21 protein-coding genes are annotated in these 18,525 nt (G+C 70.5%); 6 read left to right on the top strand and 15 right to left on the bottom strand.

Annotation, left to right across the window (positions count from 1 at the left end; all coding sequences use genetic code 11):
• Positions 1-143: 143 nt before the first annotated feature.
• The 10 genes from CS062_RS05765 to CS062_RS05720 all read right to left on the bottom strand — a co-directional run bounded on the left by CS062_RS05765 (position 144) and on the right by CS062_RS05720 (position 8,675).
• Complete coding sequence (locus tag CS062_RS05765) at positions 144-1,301, bottom strand: ABC transporter substrate-binding protein (RefSeq protein WP_099860487.1); 1,158 nt, start codon at positions 1,299-1,301, stop codon at positions 144-146.
• A gap of 123 nt (positions 1,302-1,424) precedes the next feature.
• The gene (locus CS062_RS05760) at positions 1,425-2,057 is read right to left on the bottom strand and encodes a TetR/AcrR family transcriptional regulator (RefSeq protein WP_099860486.1); all 633 of its coding nucleotides are present in this window, start codon (positions 2,055-2,057) and stop codon (positions 1,425-1,427) included.
• 21 nt (positions 2,058-2,078) lie between these two features.
• Positions 2,079-3,158, bottom strand: a complete 1,080-nt coding sequence (gene paaE, locus CS062_RS05755; RefSeq protein WP_099860485.1) for a 1,2-phenylacetyl-CoA epoxidase subunit PaaE — start codon at positions 3,156-3,158, stop codon at positions 2,079-2,081.
• A 35-nt stretch (positions 3,159-3,193) separates the two neighbouring features.
• On the bottom strand, positions 3,194-3,790 hold the full coding sequence (gene paaD, locus CS062_RS05750) for a 1,2-phenylacetyl-CoA epoxidase subunit PaaD (RefSeq protein WP_099860484.1): 597 nt from the start codon (positions 3,788-3,790) through the stop codon (positions 3,194-3,196).
• 59 nt (positions 3,791-3,849) lie between these two features.
• Complete coding sequence (gene paaC, locus CS062_RS05745; protein WP_099860483.1) at positions 3,850-4,623, bottom strand: 1,2-phenylacetyl-CoA epoxidase subunit PaaC; 774 nt, start codon at positions 4,621-4,623, stop codon at positions 3,850-3,852.
• A gap of 10 nt (positions 4,624-4,633) precedes the next feature.
• On the bottom strand, positions 4,634-4,939 hold the full coding sequence (gene paaB / locus CS062_RS05740) for a 1,2-phenylacetyl-CoA epoxidase subunit PaaB (protein ID WP_099860482.1): 306 nt from the start codon (positions 4,937-4,939) through the stop codon (positions 4,634-4,636).
• A gap of 53 nt (positions 4,940-4,992) precedes the next feature.
• A complete protein-coding gene (gene paaA, locus CS062_RS05735) occupies positions 4,993-5,994 on the bottom strand; it encodes a 1,2-phenylacetyl-CoA epoxidase subunit PaaA (protein WP_099860481.1) in 1,002 nt (333 codons plus the stop codon).
• 9 nt (positions 5,995-6,003) lie between these two features.
• Positions 6,004-7,311 carry a phenylacetate--CoA ligase PaaK gene (gene paaK, locus CS062_RS05730; RefSeq protein WP_099860480.1) on the bottom strand — a complete coding sequence of 436 codons (1,308 nt, stop codon included), beginning with the start codon at positions 7,309-7,311 and terminating at the stop codon, positions 6,004-6,006.
• Positions 7,312-7,347: 36 nt separating this feature from the next.
• A complete protein-coding gene (gene paaI, locus CS062_RS05725) occupies positions 7,348-7,803 on the bottom strand; it encodes a hydroxyphenylacetyl-CoA thioesterase PaaI (RefSeq protein ID WP_099860479.1) in 456 nt (151 codons plus the stop codon).
• Complete coding sequence (locus CS062_RS05720) at positions 7,803-8,675, bottom strand: enoyl-CoA hydratase-related protein (RefSeq protein WP_099860478.1); 873 nt, start codon at positions 8,673-8,675, stop codon at positions 7,803-7,805. The genes paaI and CS062_RS05720 overlap by 1 nt, the downstream gene beginning before the upstream one ends.
• Positions 8,676-8,887: 212 nt before the next feature.
• On the opposite strand from CS062_RS05720, the gene CS062_RS05715 reads away from it, so the two are divergent.
• The gene (locus CS062_RS05715) at positions 8,888-9,499 is read left to right on the top strand and encodes a phenylacetic acid degradation protein PaaY (protein ID WP_099860477.1); all 612 of its coding nucleotides are present in this window, start codon (positions 8,888-8,890) and stop codon (positions 9,497-9,499) included.
• 90 nt (positions 9,500-9,589) lie between these two features.
• Here the strand turns inward: CS062_RS05715 and CS062_RS05710 are convergent, their stop codons facing one another.
• Positions 9,590-10,552, bottom strand: coding sequence for a carbohydrate kinase family protein (locus CS062_RS05710; RefSeq protein ID WP_099860476.1), 963 nt, complete (start codon positions 10,550-10,552; stop codon positions 9,590-9,592).
• 172 nt (positions 10,553-10,724) lie between these two features.
• Between CS062_RS05710 and moaA the strand changes: the two genes are divergently transcribed.
• The 3 genes from moaA to CS062_RS05695 are packed head-to-tail and all read left to right on the top strand — an operon-like array spanning position 10,725 to position 13,094.
• The gene (gene moaA / locus CS062_RS05705) at positions 10,725-11,858 is read left to right on the top strand and encodes a GTP 3',8-cyclase MoaA (RefSeq protein ID WP_099860475.1); all 1,134 of its coding nucleotides are present in this window, start codon (positions 10,725-10,727) and stop codon (positions 11,856-11,858) included.
• Complete coding sequence (gene mobA / locus CS062_RS05700; protein ID WP_099860474.1) at positions 11,858-12,553, top strand: molybdenum cofactor guanylyltransferase MobA; 696 nt, start codon at positions 11,858-11,860, stop codon at positions 12,551-12,553. The genes moaA and mobA overlap by 1 nt, the downstream gene beginning before the upstream one ends.
• The gene (locus tag CS062_RS05695; protein WP_099860473.1) at positions 12,522-13,094 is read left to right on the top strand and encodes a GNAT family N-acetyltransferase; all 573 of its coding nucleotides are present in this window, start codon (positions 12,522-12,524) and stop codon (positions 13,092-13,094) included. Before mobA ends, CS062_RS05695 begins: the two co-directional genes overlap by 32 nt.
• A 21-nt stretch (positions 13,095-13,115) precedes the next feature.
• On the opposite strand, the gene CS062_RS05690 is transcribed toward CS062_RS05695, so the two are convergent.
• Positions 13,116-13,817: a YceI family protein gene (locus tag CS062_RS05690; RefSeq protein ID WP_158238675.1), complete on the bottom strand. Its 702-nt coding sequence runs from the start codon at positions 13,815-13,817 to the stop codon at positions 13,116-13,118.
• 255 nt (positions 13,818-14,072) lie between these two features.
• Between CS062_RS05690 and CS062_RS05685 the strand changes: the two genes are divergently transcribed.
• Both CS062_RS05685 and CS062_RS05680 read left to right on the top strand, forming a co-directional pair.
• Positions 14,073-14,603, top strand: a complete 531-nt coding sequence (locus CS062_RS05685; RefSeq protein WP_199174176.1) for an Mpo1 family 2-hydroxy fatty acid dioxygenase — start codon at positions 14,073-14,075, stop codon at positions 14,601-14,603.
• A 145-nt stretch (positions 14,604-14,748) separates the two neighbouring features.
• Positions 14,749-15,177: a CBS domain-containing protein gene (locus CS062_RS05680; protein ID WP_099860471.1), complete on the top strand. Its 429-nt coding sequence runs from the start codon at positions 14,749-14,751 to the stop codon at positions 15,175-15,177.
• A gap of 127 nt (positions 15,178-15,304) precedes the next feature.
• On the opposite strand, the gene CS062_RS05675 is transcribed toward CS062_RS05680, so the two are convergent.
• The 3 genes from CS062_RS05675 to CS062_RS05665 form a co-directional block, all read right to left on the bottom strand.
• The gene (locus CS062_RS05675) at positions 15,305-15,883 is read right to left on the bottom strand and encodes a nitroreductase family protein (RefSeq protein ID WP_099860470.1); all 579 of its coding nucleotides are present in this window, start codon (positions 15,881-15,883) and stop codon (positions 15,305-15,307) included.
• A gap of 68 nt (positions 15,884-15,951) precedes the next feature.
• Complete coding sequence (phnE, locus tag CS062_RS05670; protein WP_233217924.1) at positions 15,952-17,517, bottom strand: phosphonate ABC transporter, permease protein PhnE; 1,566 nt, start codon at positions 17,515-17,517, stop codon at positions 15,952-15,954.
• Positions 17,518-17,696: 179 nt separating this feature from the next.
• The gene (locus CS062_RS05665; RefSeq protein ID WP_099860468.1) at positions 17,697-18,512 is read right to left on the bottom strand and encodes a phosphonate ABC transporter ATP-binding protein; all 816 of its coding nucleotides are present in this window, start codon (positions 18,510-18,512) and stop codon (positions 17,697-17,699) included.
• Positions 18,513-18,525: the final 13 nt, after the last annotated feature.

The raw sequence follows: 18,525 nt of genomic DNA, 5'->3' as shown, positions 1-18,525 counted from the left end.
ACAACATCAAACGCAAGGACATTTCGCGGACGAGCGGCGTAGCGAGCGGGCCGAGGTCGGGCCTGAGGCGCGCAGCCGTACTCCCGTACGGCGAGCACCGCAGGCCCGAGATCGGCCCGCGCAGTAGCCGAGCGTGCGCGAAATCAGGGTTGGTATTTCCAGGTGTTGTTCTCGATCTTGACCATGACGCGGGCGCGCTGGTCGAGGCCGAGGTGGTCGTTGGGCGACATCGTGAACACGCCGTGCGCGCCGGGCATTTCCTTCACGGCCTCGAGCGCGTCGCGCAGCGCGGCGCGGAACTGCGGCGTGCCGGGCTGGGCCTTCTTGACGGCCTCGGGGATCGCCGCGGCCAGCAGCAGTCCCGCGTCCCAGGCGTGACCGCCGAAGGTCGAGACGCTGCCCTTGCCGTACGCGCCCTCATACGTCGTCACATAGGCCTTGGCGCTCTTCTTGGCCGGGTGGTCGGCCGGCAGCTGATCCACCACCAGCACCGGCCCGGCCGGCAGGAAGGTCCCCTCGACATCCTTGCCGCCGACGCGCAGGAAGTCGTTGTTGGCCACGCCATGCGTCTGGTAGTACTTGCCCTGATAGCCGCGCTCCTTGAGCGTCTTCTGCGGCAGCGCCGCCGGCGTGCCGCTGCCGCCGACCAGCACCGCGTCGGGCCGGGCCGCCATGATCTTCAGCGCCTGGCCGGTCACCGAGGTGTCGGTGCGGTTGTAGCGCTCGTTGGCGACGATGCTCAGGCCCTTGCTGGCGGCGACCTTGTTGAACTCGCCGTACCAGCCCTCGCCGTAGGCGTCGGCGAAGCCGATGTAGGCCACCGTCTTCACCCCCTGCGCCTGCATGTGGGTGGCGATGGCCAGCGCCATCATGATGTCGTTCTGCGGCGTCTTGAACACCCACTTCTTCTTGGCGTCCATCGGCTCGACGATGCGCGCCGACGCCGCCATCGAGATCATCGGCACCTGCGCCTCCGACACCGCGTCGATCATCGCCAGCGAGTTCGGCGTCACCGTCGAGCCCACCACCACGTCGACCTTGTGCTCGGTGATCAGCTTGCGGGTATTGGCCACCGCGGTCGTGGTGTCCGACGCATCGTCCAGCACGATGTAGTTGACCTTCTGCCCGGCGATGGTCTTGGGCATCAGCGAGAAGGTGTTCTTCTCCGGAATGCCCAGCGACGCCGCCGGCCCGGTGGCCGACACGGTCACGCCGACGTTGATGTCGGCCCAGGCGCTGCCGCCCAGGCCCATCAGCGCAGCGCCGGCCAGGGCCAGCAGGGTCTTCTCGATGCGTTTCATGTCGTCTCCTTCGGATGTGTTTTCAGGAACGCCGGGATCAGTGGGACTGCTACTGCGAGGACTTCGAGGACTGCGGGGATCTCGGGCACCGCGGGCCAGCGGCGATGCTCCGCCGCGAAACCTTCATGAGGCTTGCGCCGCGGGCCGCGGCTCGACCGGCTCGGTGCGCACCGCGCCGAGGCCGCCGAAGAACAGGTCGGCCACCATCGGCGCCACCGCCTCGTAGGTCAGCGCGCCGTCGGGCCGCAGCCAGGTGAAGGTCCAGTTGATCATGCCGAACAGCAGCATGGTCAGCGGCTTGTGCAGATGCGCGCCCCGCAGCTCCGGCCGCACCGCGGCCACCGCGTCGGCGAAGCGGCCGACGACCTGGCGCTCGACATCGACCATGCGCTCGCGGTGCTCGTCGTCCAGGAACTTCAGGTCCTCGGTCAGCACGCGGTGCTCGTTCTGGGCCTCGCCATAGGCCTGCACGAAGCGATGGATCAGGCCGCGCAGGTGCTCCTGCGGCGGCAGGCCCTGCGCGCTCACCTCGTCGACCAGGTCGACCAGATGCTGCAGGTGGTTCTGGCAGATCTGCGCGAGCAACTCATGCTTGTCGCGCACGTAGTGATAGAGCGTGGGCTTGCTGACCTCGCAGGCCTCGGCGACCTGGTTCATCGAGGTGGCGGGGTAGCCCTGGTTGGCGAAAAGTCGGGCGGCCTGCGCGAGGATCTCCTCGCGGGTGGCATCGAATCCGGGGGCGCGACCTCGGGCCATGGGGGGTGTCTTCCTTGTGAATCAGCGTTCGTCGAACGAGATCACGACGCGCGGCGTCAGGGCGTGGGCCTGACAGCTGAGGATGAATCCGGCCGCCACCTCGTGCTTCTCGAGGGCGAAATTCTTATCCATCCTGACCTCGCCCTCGATCAGCTTGCAGCGGCAGGTCGAGCAGACGCCGGATTTGCAGGAGAACGGCACGTCCATCCCGGCCCGCGCGGCGGCATCGAGCAGGCTGGGATCGGTCTTGCGGAACTCGATCTCGCGCGAGACGCCATCGCGGATCACGACCACCCTGGCGGCCTCGGCGTCTTCCGCATGGATCTCATGCGGCGCCGGGCGGCCGGTCTGCATCTCCGGCGTGCCGAAGCGCTCGATGTGGATGCGGTCCTCCGGCACGCCGGCGGCGCGCAGCGCAGCCTCGGCCTGCTCGTTCATCTCGAACGGGCCGCAGACGAAGACCTGGTCGATGCCGGCGGCCGGCACCGGGCCGCGCAGGAAGTCGCCCAGCTTGGCCTGGTCGAGGCGGCCCGCCATCAGCGGCGCATCCACATGCTCGCGCGAGAACACGTGGTGCAGCGTCAGCCGCGTCATGTAGCGGTTCTTCAGGTCCTCGAGCTCTTCCTTGAACATCGTGGACGCCGGCCGGCGGTTGCCGTAGATCAGGGTGAAGCGGCTCAGCGGCTCACGCGCCAGCACCGTCTTCATGATCGACAGGATGGGCGTGATGCCCGAGCCCGCCGCGATGCCGAGGTAATGCCGCGCCAGCGACGGATCCACCGGCACGTGGAAGCGGCCTTGCGGCGGAAAGACCTGGACCTCGTCGCCGGCCTTCAGATGCCGATGCACCCAGGTGGAGAAGGCGCCGCCGTCGACCTGGCGCACGCCGACGCGCAGCTCGCCGTCGTCCACGCCGGCGCAGATCGAATACGACCGGCGCAGGTCCTGGCCGTCGACGTCGCCGCGCAGCGTCAGGTACTGGCCCTGCGTGAAGCGGAAGGTCTCGCGCAGCGCCTCGGGCACGTCGAAGCACAGCACGACGGCATCGTCGGTGTCCTGGTGCTTGGCGCGCAGGCGCAGCGGATGGAAATGCAGGCTCATGGCGTGGGCTCGGAGTCTTGAAAGGTTGCCGATGCTCAGATCGGCTTGAAGTGTTCGAAGGGCTCGCGGCAGGCGAGGCAGCGGTACAGCGACTTGCAGGCCGTCGATCCGAAGGCCGACAGCTGCTCGGTCCGCGTGCTGCCGCAGCGCGGGCAGGCCAGCGTCTCGCGGCGTCGCACGATGCGGACCGGCACGCCCTGCGCCGCGTCGACCGGCCCGGGCGGCGCGATGCCGTACTGGCGCAGCTTCTCGCGGCCGGCGTCGGTGATCCAGTCGGTGGTCCAGGCCGGCGCGCGGCGCATCGTCACGGTGACCGTGCCGAAACGGGCCAGCGCATCGCGCACGCTCTGCTCGATCGCCTCGGTCGCGGGGCAGCCGGAATAGGTGGGCGTCAACACCACCTCCAGCCCATCGGCGGTCTCGACCAGGTCGCGCACGATCCCGAGCTCCACCAGCGACACCGCCGGCACTTCGGGATCGAGCACCTGCGACAGCACTTCCCAAGCGGCGGACAGGCGCCCGCAGCCGAGGTCGGTGGGACCGGCCGTGGCCTCGCACGAGGCCGCACGCGGGCCGACCGGCGTCAGCGACGACAGCCAGTCCAGGTGCGAGGGCGTCGGGGCGGCATTCATGGAGGTCCTCGAAGCGTGGGCGTCCGGGCGAGGGTCAGGGAATCATGCGGTCGCCGCGCTCACCACACGCCGCCGGGATAGGCGCGCTGCAGGTGCTGCATCGTCGACAGCAGATGGCCCATGTGTTCGCTGTGGATGCCGCGCACGCCGGCGTAGACGTGGGGGGTGTCCTTCGGGCGGGCCAGCCGCGCCTCGGCCAGCACCTCGTCCATCGCGGCGTCCCAGTCCGGCTTGAGCGAGGACCAGGCCGGCCCCAGGCCACTGGCCTCGGCGGCGGCATCGATGGCGTCCGCCGCGAACAGCTCGTTGACATAGGGCCACAGCTGCTGGAGCGCGTCCTGCATGCGGCGGGTCGATTCCGCGCTGCCGTCGCCCAGGCGCACGACCCACTCGGCCGCATGCTGCTGGTGGTAGCGGACTTCCTTCACCGCCTTGGCGGCAATGGCGGCGACCTCTGCGTCGCTCGAGGCCTGCAGCCGCGTCCACAGCGGCAGCAGCCAGCAGGCGGCGATCAGGTTGCGGGCCTGGGTGAACGCGAAGTCGCCGCGCGGCAGCTCCATCATCACCGGGTTCAGGTAGTGGCGTTCCTCGCGGAGGTAGGCGAGCTGGTCCTCGTCGAGCGGGGCCTCGCCGAGCTGGCCGGCGCGGGTCAGCAGCGCGCGCGCCTGGCCGAGCAGGTCCAGCGCGATGTTGCCCAGCGCCAGGTCCTCTTCCAGCACCGGCGAGTGGCCGATCCATTCCGAGATCCGGTGCGACAGCACCAGGCAGGCATCGCCGACGCGCAGCAGGTACTGGACCTCCGCGCGCTGGCCGGGTTGAACGGAAGTGCTCATCGTCCGGTCCTCACATGTGGTCCAGGGACTCGGGCAGCTCATAGAAGGTCGGGTGGCGGTACACCTTGTCCTCCATCGGGTCGAACATCATCGACTTCTCGCCCGGGTCGGAGGCGACGATCGCCGACGACGGCACGACCCAGATGCTCACGCCTTCCTGGCGGCGGGTGTAGACGTCGCGGGCCATCTGGAGGGCCATCTTCGCGTCGGGCGCATGCAGGCTGCCGCAGTGCTTGTGGTCCAGGCCCGCCTTGTTGCGGACGAAGACTTCCCACAGGGGCCATTCATTGGCGCCGGTCGTTTGGTTGATGCTCATGATTCGGTTCTCGGAACGGGTGCGTGGCAGCGGCGGACGGCGGCGCGGCGCGATCAGGCCGCCTGCGCTTCGGTGGCGCGCTTGCGCGCATGGGCCAACGCGGCCTCGCGGACCCAGGCGCCGTCGTCCCAGGCCTTGACGCGGGTCCCCAGCCGCTCGGTGTTGCAGGGACCGTTGCCGCCGACGACGCGCCAGAACTCCTCCCAGTCGATCGCGCCGAAGTCATGCTGCTCGCGCTGGGCATTCCACTTCAGGTCGGGGTCGGGGAGCGTCACGCCGAGCAGCTCGGCCTGCGGCACGGTGGCGTCGACGAACTTCTGGCGCAGCTCGTCGTTGGTCAGGCGCTTGATGCCCCAGCGCATCGACTGCTCTGAATTCGGCGAGTCCTTGTCGGCCGGCCCGAACATCATCAGCGACGGCCACCACCAGCGGTTCACCGCGTCCTGGACCATCGCCTTCTGCGCCGCGGTGCCCTCGCGCATCATCACCAGCAGGCTTTCGTAGCCCTGGCGCTGATGGAAGGATTCCTCGCGGCAGATGCGGATCATCGCCCGCGCATACGGGCCGTAGGAGCAGCGGCACAGCGGCACCTGGTTCATGATCGCGGCGCCGTCGACCAGCCAGCCGATCACGCCGATGTCGGCCCAGGTCAGCGTCGGGTAATTGAAGATCGAGCTGTACTTGGCCTTGCCGCTGTGCAGCGCGTCCAGCATCTGGTCGCGGCTGGTGCCCAGCGTCTCGGCGGCGGAGTACAGGTAGAGCCCGTGGCCGCCTTCGTCCTGCACCTTGGCCAGCAGGATCGCCTTGCGCTTGAGCGTCGGTGCCCGCGTGATCCAGTTGCCTTCCGGCAGCATGCCGACGATCTCGGAATGCGCATGCTGGCTGATCTGGCGCACCAGCGTCTTGCGGTAGTGCTCCGGCATCCAGTCCTTGGCCTCGATGAAGTCGCCGGCGTCGATGCGTGCCTCGAAGGCCTCGTTGCGCTGCTGCTCCTCGGCGGTCTGCAGCTTGGCCGCCTGGTCCTGCGGACCGACGCTCATGGCTTGCGTGTACATGGGGACTCCTTACGAATTCTTCGGACGCTGGTCGACGACGCGACGCGCCTTGCCGACGAGCGTCCGCTCGATCGAATCGGGCGCACCGACCGTCACCCGCGTCGACACGCCGATCAGCGTCTTGATGCGATGCTGCAGCGACCGACTCGCGGCCTGCGCGTCGCCGCCGGAGGCCGACAGCTCGCAGCGCACCTCGACCTCGTCGAGGTGGCCCTCGCGGCTGACGACGATCTGGTACTGGCCCGACAGCCCGGGCTCGGCGAGCACCAGTTCCTCGATCTGCGTCGGGAACAGGTTGACGCCGCGGATGATCAGCATGTCGTCGCTGCGGCCGACGATCTTGCCCATGCGCCGCATGCTGCGCGCGGTGGGCGGCAGCAGGCGCGTGAGGTCGCGCGTGCGGTAGCGGATCACCGGCAGGGCTTCCTTGCTCAGCGAGGTGAACACCAGTTCCCCTTCCGAGCCCTCGGGCAGCACCTCGCCGGTCTCGGGGTCGATGATCTCGGGATAGAAGTGGTCTTCCCAGATCACCGGGCCGTCCTTGGTCTCGATGCACTCGCTGGCGACGCCCGGGCCCATCACCTCGGACAGGCCATAGATGTCGACCGCGTCGATGCCGGCCTTCTGCTCGATCTCGCGGCGCATCGCCTCGGTCCAGGGCTCGGCACCGAAGACGCCGGTCTTGAGCGAGCTGGCGCGCGGGTCCAGGCCCTGGCGGATGAACTCTTCGACGATCACCTGCATGTAGCTCGGCGTCACCATGATCACGTCGGGCTTGAAGTCCTGGATCAGCTGCACCTGCTTCTCGGTCTGGCCGCCCGACATCGGGATCACCGTGCACCCCAGCCGTTCCGCGCCGTAATGCGCGCCCAGGCCGCCGGTGAACAGGCCATAGCCATAGGCGACGTGGACGATGTCGCCGCGGCGCGTGCCGGCCGCGCGCAGCGAGCGGGCGACCAGGTCGGCCCAGGTGTCGATGTCGCGCTGCGTGTAACCGACGACCGTCGGCTTGCCGGTGGTGCCGGAGGACGCATGCACCCGCACCACCTGCTCGCGCGGCACGGCGAAGAGGCCGAACGGGTAGTTGTCGCGCAGGTCCTTCTTCGTCGTGAACGGGAACAGACGCAGGTCGCTCAGGTCCTTGAGGTCGTCCGGATGCACGCCCTTGGCGTCGAACGCGGCCCGGTAGTGCGGAACCTGCTCATAGGCGTGCTTCAGCGACCACTTCAGGCGCTGCAGTTGCAGCGCGCGCAGCTCGTCCTGGCTGGCGCGCTCGATGGGCTCGAGGTCCTCGGGCCGGAAAGTCTTCACCGTCATGGGGCCTGTCTCCTGCTGTCGGGACGTTCCGGGCGCTCAACTGGCGATGGCCAGGTCCGGCACCACGGGCTTGCCCTTGATGCGATAGGACCGGCCCCGGAAGACCGCGATCAGTTCGTCGCGTTGATTGGTGATGCGGATGTCGTAGACGCCGGTGCGCCCGGCCAGCGAGGTCTCGCTGGCGCGCGCGGTCAGCACGTCGCCCAGCCGGGACGGCGCGACGATGTCGATCGCGAAGCCCGAGGCCACCGTCACCTCGTTGTGCGAGTTGCAGGCGAAGGCAAAACAGGAATCGGCCAGCGTCGTCACGAAGCCGCCGTGGCAGATATCGAAGCCATTGAGCATGTCTTCGCGCACCGTCATCGACAGCGTCGCGGCGCCGGGGGCGATCGCATCGATGCGCATGCCCAGGCCCTGCGAGGCCCGGTCATTGGCGAACATGGCGTCGCGCACCGCCTCGGCCACGCGCTGCGGATCCAGGACCGCGGCCATCAGCGGTCCTTGAACGTCGGCGGACGCTTGGTGAGGAAGGCGGCGGCGCCTTCCAGGTAATCGTGCGCATAGCCGAGCTGGCTCTGCAGCCGCGCCTCGAGCCTGAGGGCGTCCTCGAACTCCAGGTCCATCGCCGCGTCGAGCGCCTCGCGCGTCTGCACCAGCGCCCGGGTCGGCATCCGGGCGAGCTTCTGCGCGGTGGCCATCGCCTCGCTCTGCAGTTCGGCATCGGCGACGCAGCGAGCAATCAGGCCCCAGGCCTGCGCCTCGGCCGCGGGCAGCTTGTCGCCCAGCAAGGCCAGCTGCAGCGCGCGGGCGCGGCCGACCAGGCGGGTCAGCAGCCAGGTGCCGCCGCAATCGGGCACCAGCCCGATCTTCGAGAAGGCCTGGATGAACGAGGCCGACTGGCCCGCGAGGACCAGGTCGCAGCCGAGCGCGAAGTTCGCGCCCGCGCCGGCGGCCACGCCGTTGACCGCGCAGACGGTCGGCACCGGCATGCTGCGCAGGCGCAGCGCCAGCGGGATGTAGTAATGGTCCAGCAGGTTGCCGATGTCCTTGGCCTTGGGCTTCTTGTGGACGTCGGCGCTGGGGGCCGGATCGCCGGGCTCGTCGAACTCCGGCTTGATGTGCGGGTCCGACAGGTCCTGGCCCGCGCAGAACGCGCGGCCGGCGCCGGTGATGAGCACCGCCCTCACCGCCCCGTCGTGCGCCGCCTCGTCGAGGGCGACGCGCAACTGGCCCAGCAGGCCGGTCGTGAACGCGTTCAGCGCCTGCGGCCGGTTCAGCGTCAGGACGCGCACGGCGCCCTCGGTGCTGATCAGCAGCGGACTGTCTTCTGAGGCGGTGGGCGGGGTCGTGGGGGCGGTGCTCATTCGGCTTGTCTCCTCGGCCGTCGGTGGATTCAGCTTTTGCAGCTTTTTTTGATCGGCTTCTATTTACCGACCGGTCGGTAGATACTACGAGTCATCGAGCCCCAAGACAAGGCCAGCAACCTAGGGTTACCACCAGGATTGCCACCATTTACAGGGAAAGTCTGCCCGTGCTGGGGATCGAGGACGACAGAACCACGATAGGAGACGAATCCATGCCCTGCTACGCCATCGACGGCCTGTCGCCGGTCGTCCATCCCAGCGCCCATGTGCATCCCACGGCGGTACTGATCGGGGATGTGATCGTCGGGCCGGACTGCTACGTCGGCCCGTGCGCCTCGCTGCGGGGGGACTTCGGGCGGATCCGGCTGATGGCCGGCGCCAATGTGCAGGACACCTGCGTGATCCATGGCTTCCCGGATTCGGACACCGTCGTCGAGGCCAACGGCCACATCGGCCACGGCGCGGTGCTGCACGGCTGCGTGGTGCGGCATGACGCGCTGGTCGGCATGAACGCGGTGGTGATGGACGAGGCGGAGGTCGGCGCCTACAGCATCGTCGCCGCCTGCGCGTTCGTGCGGGCCGGCCTGAAGCTGCCGGAGAAGTCGCTGATCGCCGGACTGCCGGCCAAGGTGATGCGGCCTTTGACCGAGGACGAGATCCGCTGGAAGCGCGAGGGCACCGAGACCTATCAGGACCTGGCGCGTCGCTGTCATGCCAGCCTGGTCGAAGTCAGCCCGCTGGCCGAGGAGGAGGCCGACCGACCGCGCCTGCAGGTCGGGGGTCCGAAGACGCTGGTGGCCACGAAACGCGACGGCGACACCTGAGCGCGCTCCGTGCACGGCCGGGTGAACCCGTTCGTTGGGGGCAGCCGCTCGGCCGGCGACCGCCATCGGCCGACGCTCGCTCAGCGCATTTCAGACCGTCTCGGCCCGCGTGACCTGCACCCGGTCGATCAGCGCGGTCACCAGGCCCGCCGACAGGCCATGCACGCCGTCCCCCGAGCAGGCGGCCGCACCCGCCGCGACGGCCCAGCGCAGATGCTCCTCGGGCTCCTGCGTCGCGCCGTTCATCAGGCTGTAGAGCAGTCCGGCCATGGCGGCATCGCCGGCGCCGATCGTGTCCCCGACCGTGTCCAGCGGTGGCGGCGCGGCGCTGAGGTCGGCCTTTGGATGGAACAGCTGGGCGCCGCGCTCCCCCAGCGTCAGCATCACGATCGCGCGCGGGTTCCAGGCGGCGATCTGGGCCAGGCCGACATGGTGGTCGCGGCTGCGGAACAGGCCCCGCAGATCCTCGTCCGACACCTTGATCACGTCGGCCAGCCGGCACATCCGCTCGAGTGTGCGGTCGTAGCGCGAGTCCATCGAGATCCGGTAGTTCGGGTCATAGCTGATGCGCGCGCCCTCGTCCTTGAGCGATTCAGCCAGCGCGATCAGCCGCGCGGCCAGCGGCTCCCGCGTCAGGCTGATCGAGCCGAAGTGGGCCCAGCGCAGCGCCCGGCGCCAGCCCGCGGGCAGCGCATGGGGGCGGAAATGGAGGTCGGCGCTGTCGTCGCCGACGAAGGCGTACTCCGGGGGCGAGACCTGATGGACGAAGGCCATCAGCGGCGACTTGGCGAACTGCTGGATGAAACGCAGGTCCAGGTTGGCATCCGCGCTGGCCTGCCAGAGTTCCTGGCCGAAGGGATCCTTGCTGAGGCCGCCGGCGAAGGCGCTGAGCTGGCCGAGCCGGGACATCGCGATCGCCACATTCCAGGGCGAACCGCCGCTGCGGCTGCTCCACGTGCCGGGACCCGTGCGGATCATGTCGGTGAGGGCCTCGCCGAAGGAGACGAAGCTGGCCAGGTCCGCATGGACCACGGTCGTGGGGGTCAAGCTCATTCCGGGATTCGAACGCGGCCGGCTGCCCGGTGCAAGTGACAAGTCCTACAGGGTGCCGACATCGGCGAGACGGTGACATCGCGCACGGCCATGGCGCCAGCGGGCCCGGCTCGCAGGTTCGCGAAGGGCCTGGGCAGGCACGGGCGGCGCGGCGGCGGCACAATCCCGCCCCATGACCGATGGTGTGATTCCGCTGCTCGATCTGCGCCAGATCGGGCGGACGCCTCCCGTGCCGCATCCGCTCCCCCCGCCCCGCCCGGGCCCGTGGCTGGACGCGCGCGGCCGGCCCCTGCGCGACCTGCGCATCTCGGTCACCGACCGCTGCAACTTCCGCTGCAGCTACTGCATGCCGAAGGAAGTCTTCGACAAGGACTACGCCTTCCTTCCCCACCGCGACCTGCTCTCCTTCGAGGAGATCACCCGCCTGGCGGGCGTCTTCGCCGGCCTGGGGGTCCAGAAGCTGCGCCTGACCGGCGGCGAACCGCTGCTGCGCCGCAACCTCGAGGCGCTGATCGCCCAGCTGGCCGGCCTGCGCACACCCGAAGGCCAGCCGCTCGACCTGACGCTGACGACCAACGGCTCGCTGCTGGCCCGCAAGGCGCAGGCGCTGCGGGAGGCCGGACTGCGCCGCGTCACCGTCAGCCTGGACGCGCTCGACGACGCCATCTTCCGGCGCATGAACGATGTCGACTTCCCGGTGGCCGAGGTGCTGCGCGGCATCGAAGCCGCCCAGGCCGCCGGCCTGGCGCCGATCAAGGTCAACATGGTCGTCAAGCGCGGCACCAACGACGACCAGATCCTGCCGATGGCCCGCCACTTCCGCGGCACCGGCGTCGTGCTGCGCTTCATCGAGTACATGGACGTCGGCATGAGCAACGGCTGGCGCATGGACGAGGTGCTGCCATCCGCGCAGGTCCTCGCCCGCCTGCGCGAGGACGCCGAGCTGGTCCCGCTCGCCCCGACCGTCGAGGGGGAGACCGCCACCCGATGGGGCTATGCCGACGGCAGCGGCGAGATCGGCCTCATCTCCAGCGTCACCCAGGCCTTCTGCGGCGATTGCAACCGCGCGCGACTCTCCACCGAGGGCCGGCTCTACACCTGCCTGTTCGCCGGCGACGGCCACGACCTGCGCGCACTGCTGCGCGGCGACGGCGACCACCCGCCGCGGTCCGATGCAGAGATCGCCGCCGCGCTGGGCGCGCTCTGGACCCGGCGCAACGACCGCTACTCGGAGCTCCGCGCCAGCCTGCCGGCGGCGGAGTCCGGCCCGGCGCGCCGCGTCGAGATGCACTACATCGGCGGTTGATGCGCGCCACCGCGCTGATCCTCTGCGGCGGCCGCGCCACCCGCATGGGCGGCGTCGACAAGCCGCTCCAGCCCTTCCAGGGGCGGGCACTGGTCAGCCATGTCATCGACCGCGTCGCCCCGCAGACCGGCGGCCGGATCCTGATCAGCGCGAACCGCCACCTCGACGACTACCGGCGCCTCGGCCACCCGGTCCTGCCCGACCCGCTGCCGGACTTCCCCGGGCCTCTGGCCGGCATCCTCGCCGGACTGACGGCGCTGTCGGACGCCGGGTCCGCTGGTGGCGCCATGCGCGCCGGAGCCCCCGAGGCGGCCCCCCCCTCGCCCGGTGAGCGCAGCGACGGCTTCGGCGCGGACTGGCTGCTCGTGGTCGGTGGCGACAGCCCGTGGCTGCCGATCGACCTGCTCGACCGCCTGGCCGCCGGCCTCGCGCCGGAGCACAGCGCCGCGATGGCGCTGGGCCGCGAGGCGCCGGGCGAGCCGCTGCGGCCGCAGCCCCTGGCCAGCCTGATCCATGTCCGGCACCGCGCCGGGCTGGCGACGGCGCTGCGCGCGGGCGAACGTCGGGTCGAGGGCTGGCTGCGCACGCTGCCGCTGGCGCGAGTCGCCTTCGACCGGCCGACGGACGACCTCGCCTTCGCCAACATCAACGACAGGAGCGAGCTTGAGCGACTCGAACGACTGGACCACCGCTGAGGGCCGACCGGCCGAGGGCGTGATCACGCTGCGCCTGCTGACCGCCGCCGACCTGCCCGCCTACAAGGCCCTGCGCGACGTGATGCTCGCGCGGCACGAGCAGGCCTTCACCTCCGACGCGGAGACCGAGCGCGCGCGCGAGGCGGCGAGCTACCGGGTGCGGCTGCATCCGCAGGCGGGCGGCAAGTCGCTGTTCACGCTGGGCGCGTGGTCCGGCGAGCGGCTGGTGGGCGCCTTGACCTGCGAGCACGAGAACCGCAAGAAGGTGATGCACATCGCGCACCTGATCGGGATGATGGTCGACGACGAGTTCCGCGGACGTGGCATCGGCAAGCGCCTGCTGCGGCAGGCCCTGGCGCTGCTGCGCCGGGAGCCGCGCCTGGAGACGGTCACGCTGAGCGTCACCGCCGTCAACCAGGCGGCGATCGCGGTCTACCGGCAGGCGGGCTTCACCCGCTACGGCCACCTGCCGCGCGCGATCCGGCTCTCCGACGGCCGCTACTACGCCAAGGACCTGATGAGCCTCGACCTGAGGCCTTGACCCGCTACCCGCGCCCCGACGTCAGCCAGCCGCGCAACTCGCCACCGGCGACGCCGAGACATCGACATCGACGGTGAGGTCGTCCTGGATCGCGAGCAGTCCCCCGAGGACGGAGAACGGCGTGATGCCGAAGTCGCTCTGACGGAGGACGAGCGCGCCCTGCGTCCGCAGGGCGGTGTGGCCGGCATCCCCCGAAGGACGGGTCACCCGCACCGGCACCTGGAGCGTGCGGGTGTGGCCATGCCAGTCGACGGCAAGCTGGAGCGCCAGCACCGGGAAGGCGCCGGCGACGGCGGTGCTGCGCATCGCGATGATCGGGAAGCGGTCGCCGTCGACCGCCTTGAGCAGATTGGCGCGGGTACCGGCCACATCGGAGGCCGACGGCGTGCTGGCGAACTCGGGCCCCAGCGGCGCGCGCCACTCGGGCTTGTCGATGGCGAGGTCGTCCAGCCGGAAGGCCAGCTCGACGCCGGCGCCCGCGATGCCGTCGTTGGGGACGAAGACCTGACCAGTGAGCCGCTCGACGCCGATCACGTGGTTGTGGCCGGCCTTGGCGAGGCGTCCCGCGCGAAAGACATGGATGCGGACCTGCGAGGTAGCGGCGTCGACGCGATAGAGCCGGCCTTCGCCCCGCTGCTGCGCGGCCAGCCAGGCCGTGCAGGACGGACTCGGCGACGCGGGCCCGTCCTGGGCGCCGACACCCGGCGCCGCGAGGGGCGGCATCGCGGCGGAGGGCGTCGGCGGTGCGGTGCCGCACCCCGCCAGCGCGCCGGCCAGGAGCATGGCGAGGCCGGCGATCACCGGCGCTGCCGACCGTCTGGCCGCGCGCCACCGCGCGACGGGAGGCATCTCATTTGCCGGCGTCAACACTTGCATAGGGGTAAACCAAGAGGGGTCAGACCTGCATTCTGAACGGCATAAACAGGCAGGTCGCACTAGCATTGCGACATCATGACGACACCTCGCACGGAGACTGCCATGGCACGCCAAGCCACCGACCTGATGGCGCAGTACGCCGCCTACCACCGCGATCGCCGCAACATCGCGACCCATTTTGTCGGCATCCCGCTGATCGTCTTCGCGATCGGCGTGCTGCTGGCGCGGGCGCAATTCCATGTCGGTGACTGGACCGTCTCGGCCGCCTGGCTGGTCTGGGGCGGCGCGACGATCTGGTACCTGACGCGCGGCAACTTCGTGCTCGGCCTGTCCACCGCGCTGGTCAATGCGGTGCTGATGGCGCTGGCGCATCCGCTGGCGGACGGCTCCTTCGGCGGCTGGCTCGCCTGGGGCCTGGGCAGCTTCATCGTCGGCTGGATCATCCAGTTCGTCGGCCACTATTACGAGGGTCGCAAGCCCGCCTTCGTCGACGACCTGGTGGGCCTGCTGGTCGGCCCGATGTTCGTCGTCGGCGAGGCCCTGTTCGCGATGGGCTGGGGCCGCGACCTGCTGGCCGAGATCGAGCGCCGCGCCGGCCCGACCCACCTGCGCGATCTCACCCACCCGGCCTGAACCACCCGCCCGAACGTCCCGGTCGCGCCGGCTCGTTCCCGCGACCGCCCCCTTGTGGGGTCGGGTCTTGCAGGGGCTTGCGGCCCGGGTCCAAGCCGCTTATCTTGGACGTCCGAGTTCCGTCAGGATGTCGCCAGGAGGCCTCATGAAACCGGTGTCCGAACTGCTGAAGAACCGCGGCCCGAGCGTCTGGCGCGTCGCGCCGGAAGCCACGGTGTTCGATGCGCTGCATCTGCTCGCGCAGCACGATGTCGGCGCGCTGCTGGTGATGGAGGGCGAGCGGCTGCTCGGCATCTTCTCGGAGCGCGACTACACCCGCAAGATCGCCCTGCAGGGCCGCGACTCGCGCCATACGCAGGTCAAGGACGTCATGACGCCGAATGTGTTCGTGGTGAAGCCGGACACCGACTGCCGCGAGTGCATGAGCCTGATGAGCCAGCGCAAGATCCGCCACCTGCCGGTCGTCGAGGGCTCCAACGTCGTGGGCATGCTCTCGATCCGCGACCTGATGGACAACATCATCGCGGACGACGAGATGACCATCGCCCAACTCCAAAACTACATCTACGGCTAGGGGCAAGGCCCTGATTGGGGCGCCCCGCGTCGTTGCAAATCCTCGCCATAGCGCCGCTATGGCTGCGGTTTGCGCCTAGCGGGGCACCCCAATCAGGGCCTCGCCCGGGCGCCTGTGGACGGCGGGGTCAGCCTGGCCAGAATTGGAGGGCGAAGGGGGCTGCAGGCTTGGTGGCGCGCGGCTTGGGGGGTTTGTCCGACGGTACCGGCGTGCCCATCGCGATCCAGCCGAGCAGCGTCTCGCCCGGCTCGCAGAACGCGGCGATCAGGCCGGGATCGCGAGCCTTGGCGCCGCTGAGCATCTTTCCGCCGAAGCCCAACGCCTGCGCGGCGTTCAGGAAATTGGTCAGCGCGCCGCCGATGCAGGCCCACTGCTCATGGGCCGGCACCTGCGGATGACCCAGGTCCAGCCGCGCGACGACGGCCACCGTCACCGGCGGGCGCAACGCACGCTCCTCGTCCATCGCAACGCCCGCCTCGTCCTTGCCGGCTCGACGCGCGGCGGCCGCAAACAGCGCCGCCATCGATCGCCGCGCCTCACCGCGCACAACCTTGAAGCGGAACGGCACCAGCGCCGCATGGTCCGGCGCATGCAGCGCCGCCTCGGTCATCGTGGCCAGCGCGGCATCGTCGGGACCTGGCTCGATCAAATACTTCGGGCCCACCGATGCGCGGGTGAGCAGCAGCTTCAGGGCTTGGTCGTTCATGGCGCCCCTCCTTCATCCAACGGCTTGCGGCGATCGCGCCGACGCAGCGGACACGCGATCCCCGCGGATCAACGATTCAAGCGTCGCCGCGCCGCGTAGGAGCAGGCGTCGACGGCCATCACCAGCACCAGCATCGCCAGCAGCACGGTGCCAGTCTCCCGCATCTGGAACAGGCTCAGGTGCAGGCTGAGCATCTGGCCCAGTCCGCCCGCGCCGACAACGCCCAGCACCGTCGCGGCGCGAATATTGTTCTCCCACCGGTACAGCGTGTAGCTGAGCAGTTGCGGCGCCGCCTGCGGCAGCGTCGCGAAGGCGAAGACCTGCCAGCGCGACGCGCCCGCCCAGCGCAGCGCCTGAGCGGTCTGCGGCGGTGCGTTCTCGAGCGCCTCCGCCATCAGCCGGCCCAGCACGCCGGTCGTGTGCAGGGCCAGGGCCAGCGTGCCCGGCATCGGCCCCAGGCCGGCCGCCACCAGCAGCAGCGATGCCCAGACCAGCTCCGGCACGCTGCGCAGCGCATTGAGCAGCAGCCGCGATGCCCAGCGCAGCGGCCCCGCCGGCCGGCTCGCCAGCAGTGCGACCACGAGTCCGGCGATCGCCGCCAGACCGCTGCCCAGCGCCGACATCGCCAATGTCTCCAGAGCGCCCTGCCCGACCCGCCCCAGGAAGGCCGGCGCAAGTTGCGGCGGGAAGAATTCGGCGAGGAAGCGGCCCATCTGCGCGAGCGCACCGGCGCCGAGCAGTTCGCTCCAACGCAGCGGCAGCGTGGCGAAGCTCGCCACCAGGAGGGTCAGCAGCCCCGCGAGCAGGGCCCGCAGTCCCCAGCGCGCGGGGGGGCGAGCGGACAGCGGATGCCGCGACTCGCCGCCCTGCCCCGGCGTGCGGGCCGGCCGCAGCCAGGCGCTGACGCGGTCCGCCATCGCCACCAGCACGATGAAGATCAGCAGGATGGTCGCGACCTCGGAGCCGGCGAACATCTTCGTCGCGTTGTCCAGCTGCTGGCCGAGGCCGCCGGCGCCAACGAAGCCCAGCACCACCGAGGAGCGGATCGCGCATTCCCAGCGGTAGACGGTGTAGCTGACCAGTTCATCCGCGCAGCCGGGCAGCGCGCCGAACAGCAGCGCCTGGAGCCGCCCCGCACCGCCGCGCAGCAGCGCCTGCGTCGGCGCGGCATCGGCGCTTTCCAGGATCTCGGCGTAGACCTTGCCCAGCATCCCGCCGTAGGACAGCGCGATCGCCAGCACGCCGGCGCCCGGCCCCAGACCGAGCACGCGTACCAGCATCAGCGCCCACACCAGTTCCGGCACCGAGCGCAGCACGATCAGCAGCAGGCGCACGGCCCAGCGCAGGGCCGCCGGCGCCGCCGCCATGCGGCCGGCCAGCGCCGACACGGACAGCCGGGCCGTCGCCAGCAGCGCCAGCGGCACGGCGATCACCCAGGCCAGCGCCAGGCCGACCGTCGCCATCGCCACGGTGCGCCAGGTGTCGGCGGCCAGCATCGCCAGGAACTCGAGGTCCACGCGCGGAGTCAGGAACTGCGCGGCGAAGCGCAGCGTCGCCCGCAGACTGCGCTCGTCGAGCAACTCCAAGGGCCGGAACTCGCACCAGACCAGCAGCGGCCACAACAGGACCAGCACGGCGACAACGAGCCCCAGGCGACGAGGGGCGGCGGGATCGCGCCGCCACGGCTCGATGGCCGACGACGGCAACCCGCGGCCGACACCGGGGCCGCCGCCTGGGCCGACTCGGCCAATTCGGCCCTCACCGCCGGTCCCGGCGCTGCCGGCCCGACCGGTCTGTTCGGCGCCTCCGGCGCTCATCGGCACATCGCCTGCGGCGGCGCGGACGTCAGCGGCGCATCGTCGGGCGCTGCGGGCGATTCATTCAGCAGGTCGGCGTAGATCTCGTCCAGTTGACGGGCGCCGAGATCCTGCGGCGGGCCGTCATAGACGAGCCGGCCCTGCCGCAGCGCGATCACGCGCGGGAACAGGCGGCAGGCCAGTTCGACCTGGTGCAGGCTGCACACCAGGGTACGGCCCTCGGCGCGGGCGGCGTCCTGCAGCACGGCCAGCACCCGCTGCGCGCGTTGGGGATCGAGGGCCGAGAGCGGCTCGTCGGCGAGCCACAGCCGCGCCTGCGACACCAGCAGCCGCGCCACCGCCACGCGCTGGCGCTCGCCGCCGGACAGCTGGTCCAAGCGGGACCACAAGCGGTCGCCGAGCTCCAGCCGGTCCAGGGCATCGAAGGCGAGCCGGGCGTGGGCCTCGTCGGGGCTGAACAGCATGCGCAGGCTGCGAGCCATCGAGGCGCCGGGCAAGCGGCCGGCCAGCACCGCGGTCACCACGCGCTGACGCGGTGGCAGCGGCGGGTGCTGCGGCGCGAGCATCAGCATGCGGCGCAGCCGGTGGCGCGCGTGCGAGGACAGGGTCCAGCCGTCCTGGCCGTCCAGCCGCAGCGTGCCGCTGGCGGGACGCGAGGCCAGCGCCAGCGCATGCAACAGCGAGGTCTTGCCGGCGCCCGAGGCACCGATCAGCGCGACCTGCTCGCCGGGCTCGATCCGCAGCGACAGCGGCTCGATCAGCCTGCGCGCGCCGGCCTGCAGCGTCAGGCCCTCCAACACCAGCAGGGACATCGCGCTCGTCTCA

The organism is Roseateles chitinivorans, from assembly GCF_002761755.1.
GTDB lineage: Bacteria > Pseudomonadota > Gammaproteobacteria > Burkholderiales > Burkholderiaceae_C > Roseateles > Roseateles chitinivorans.
Note: the sequence above shows the minus strand (reverse complement) of the source record. Positions and strands in the feature narration are given on the sequence as shown.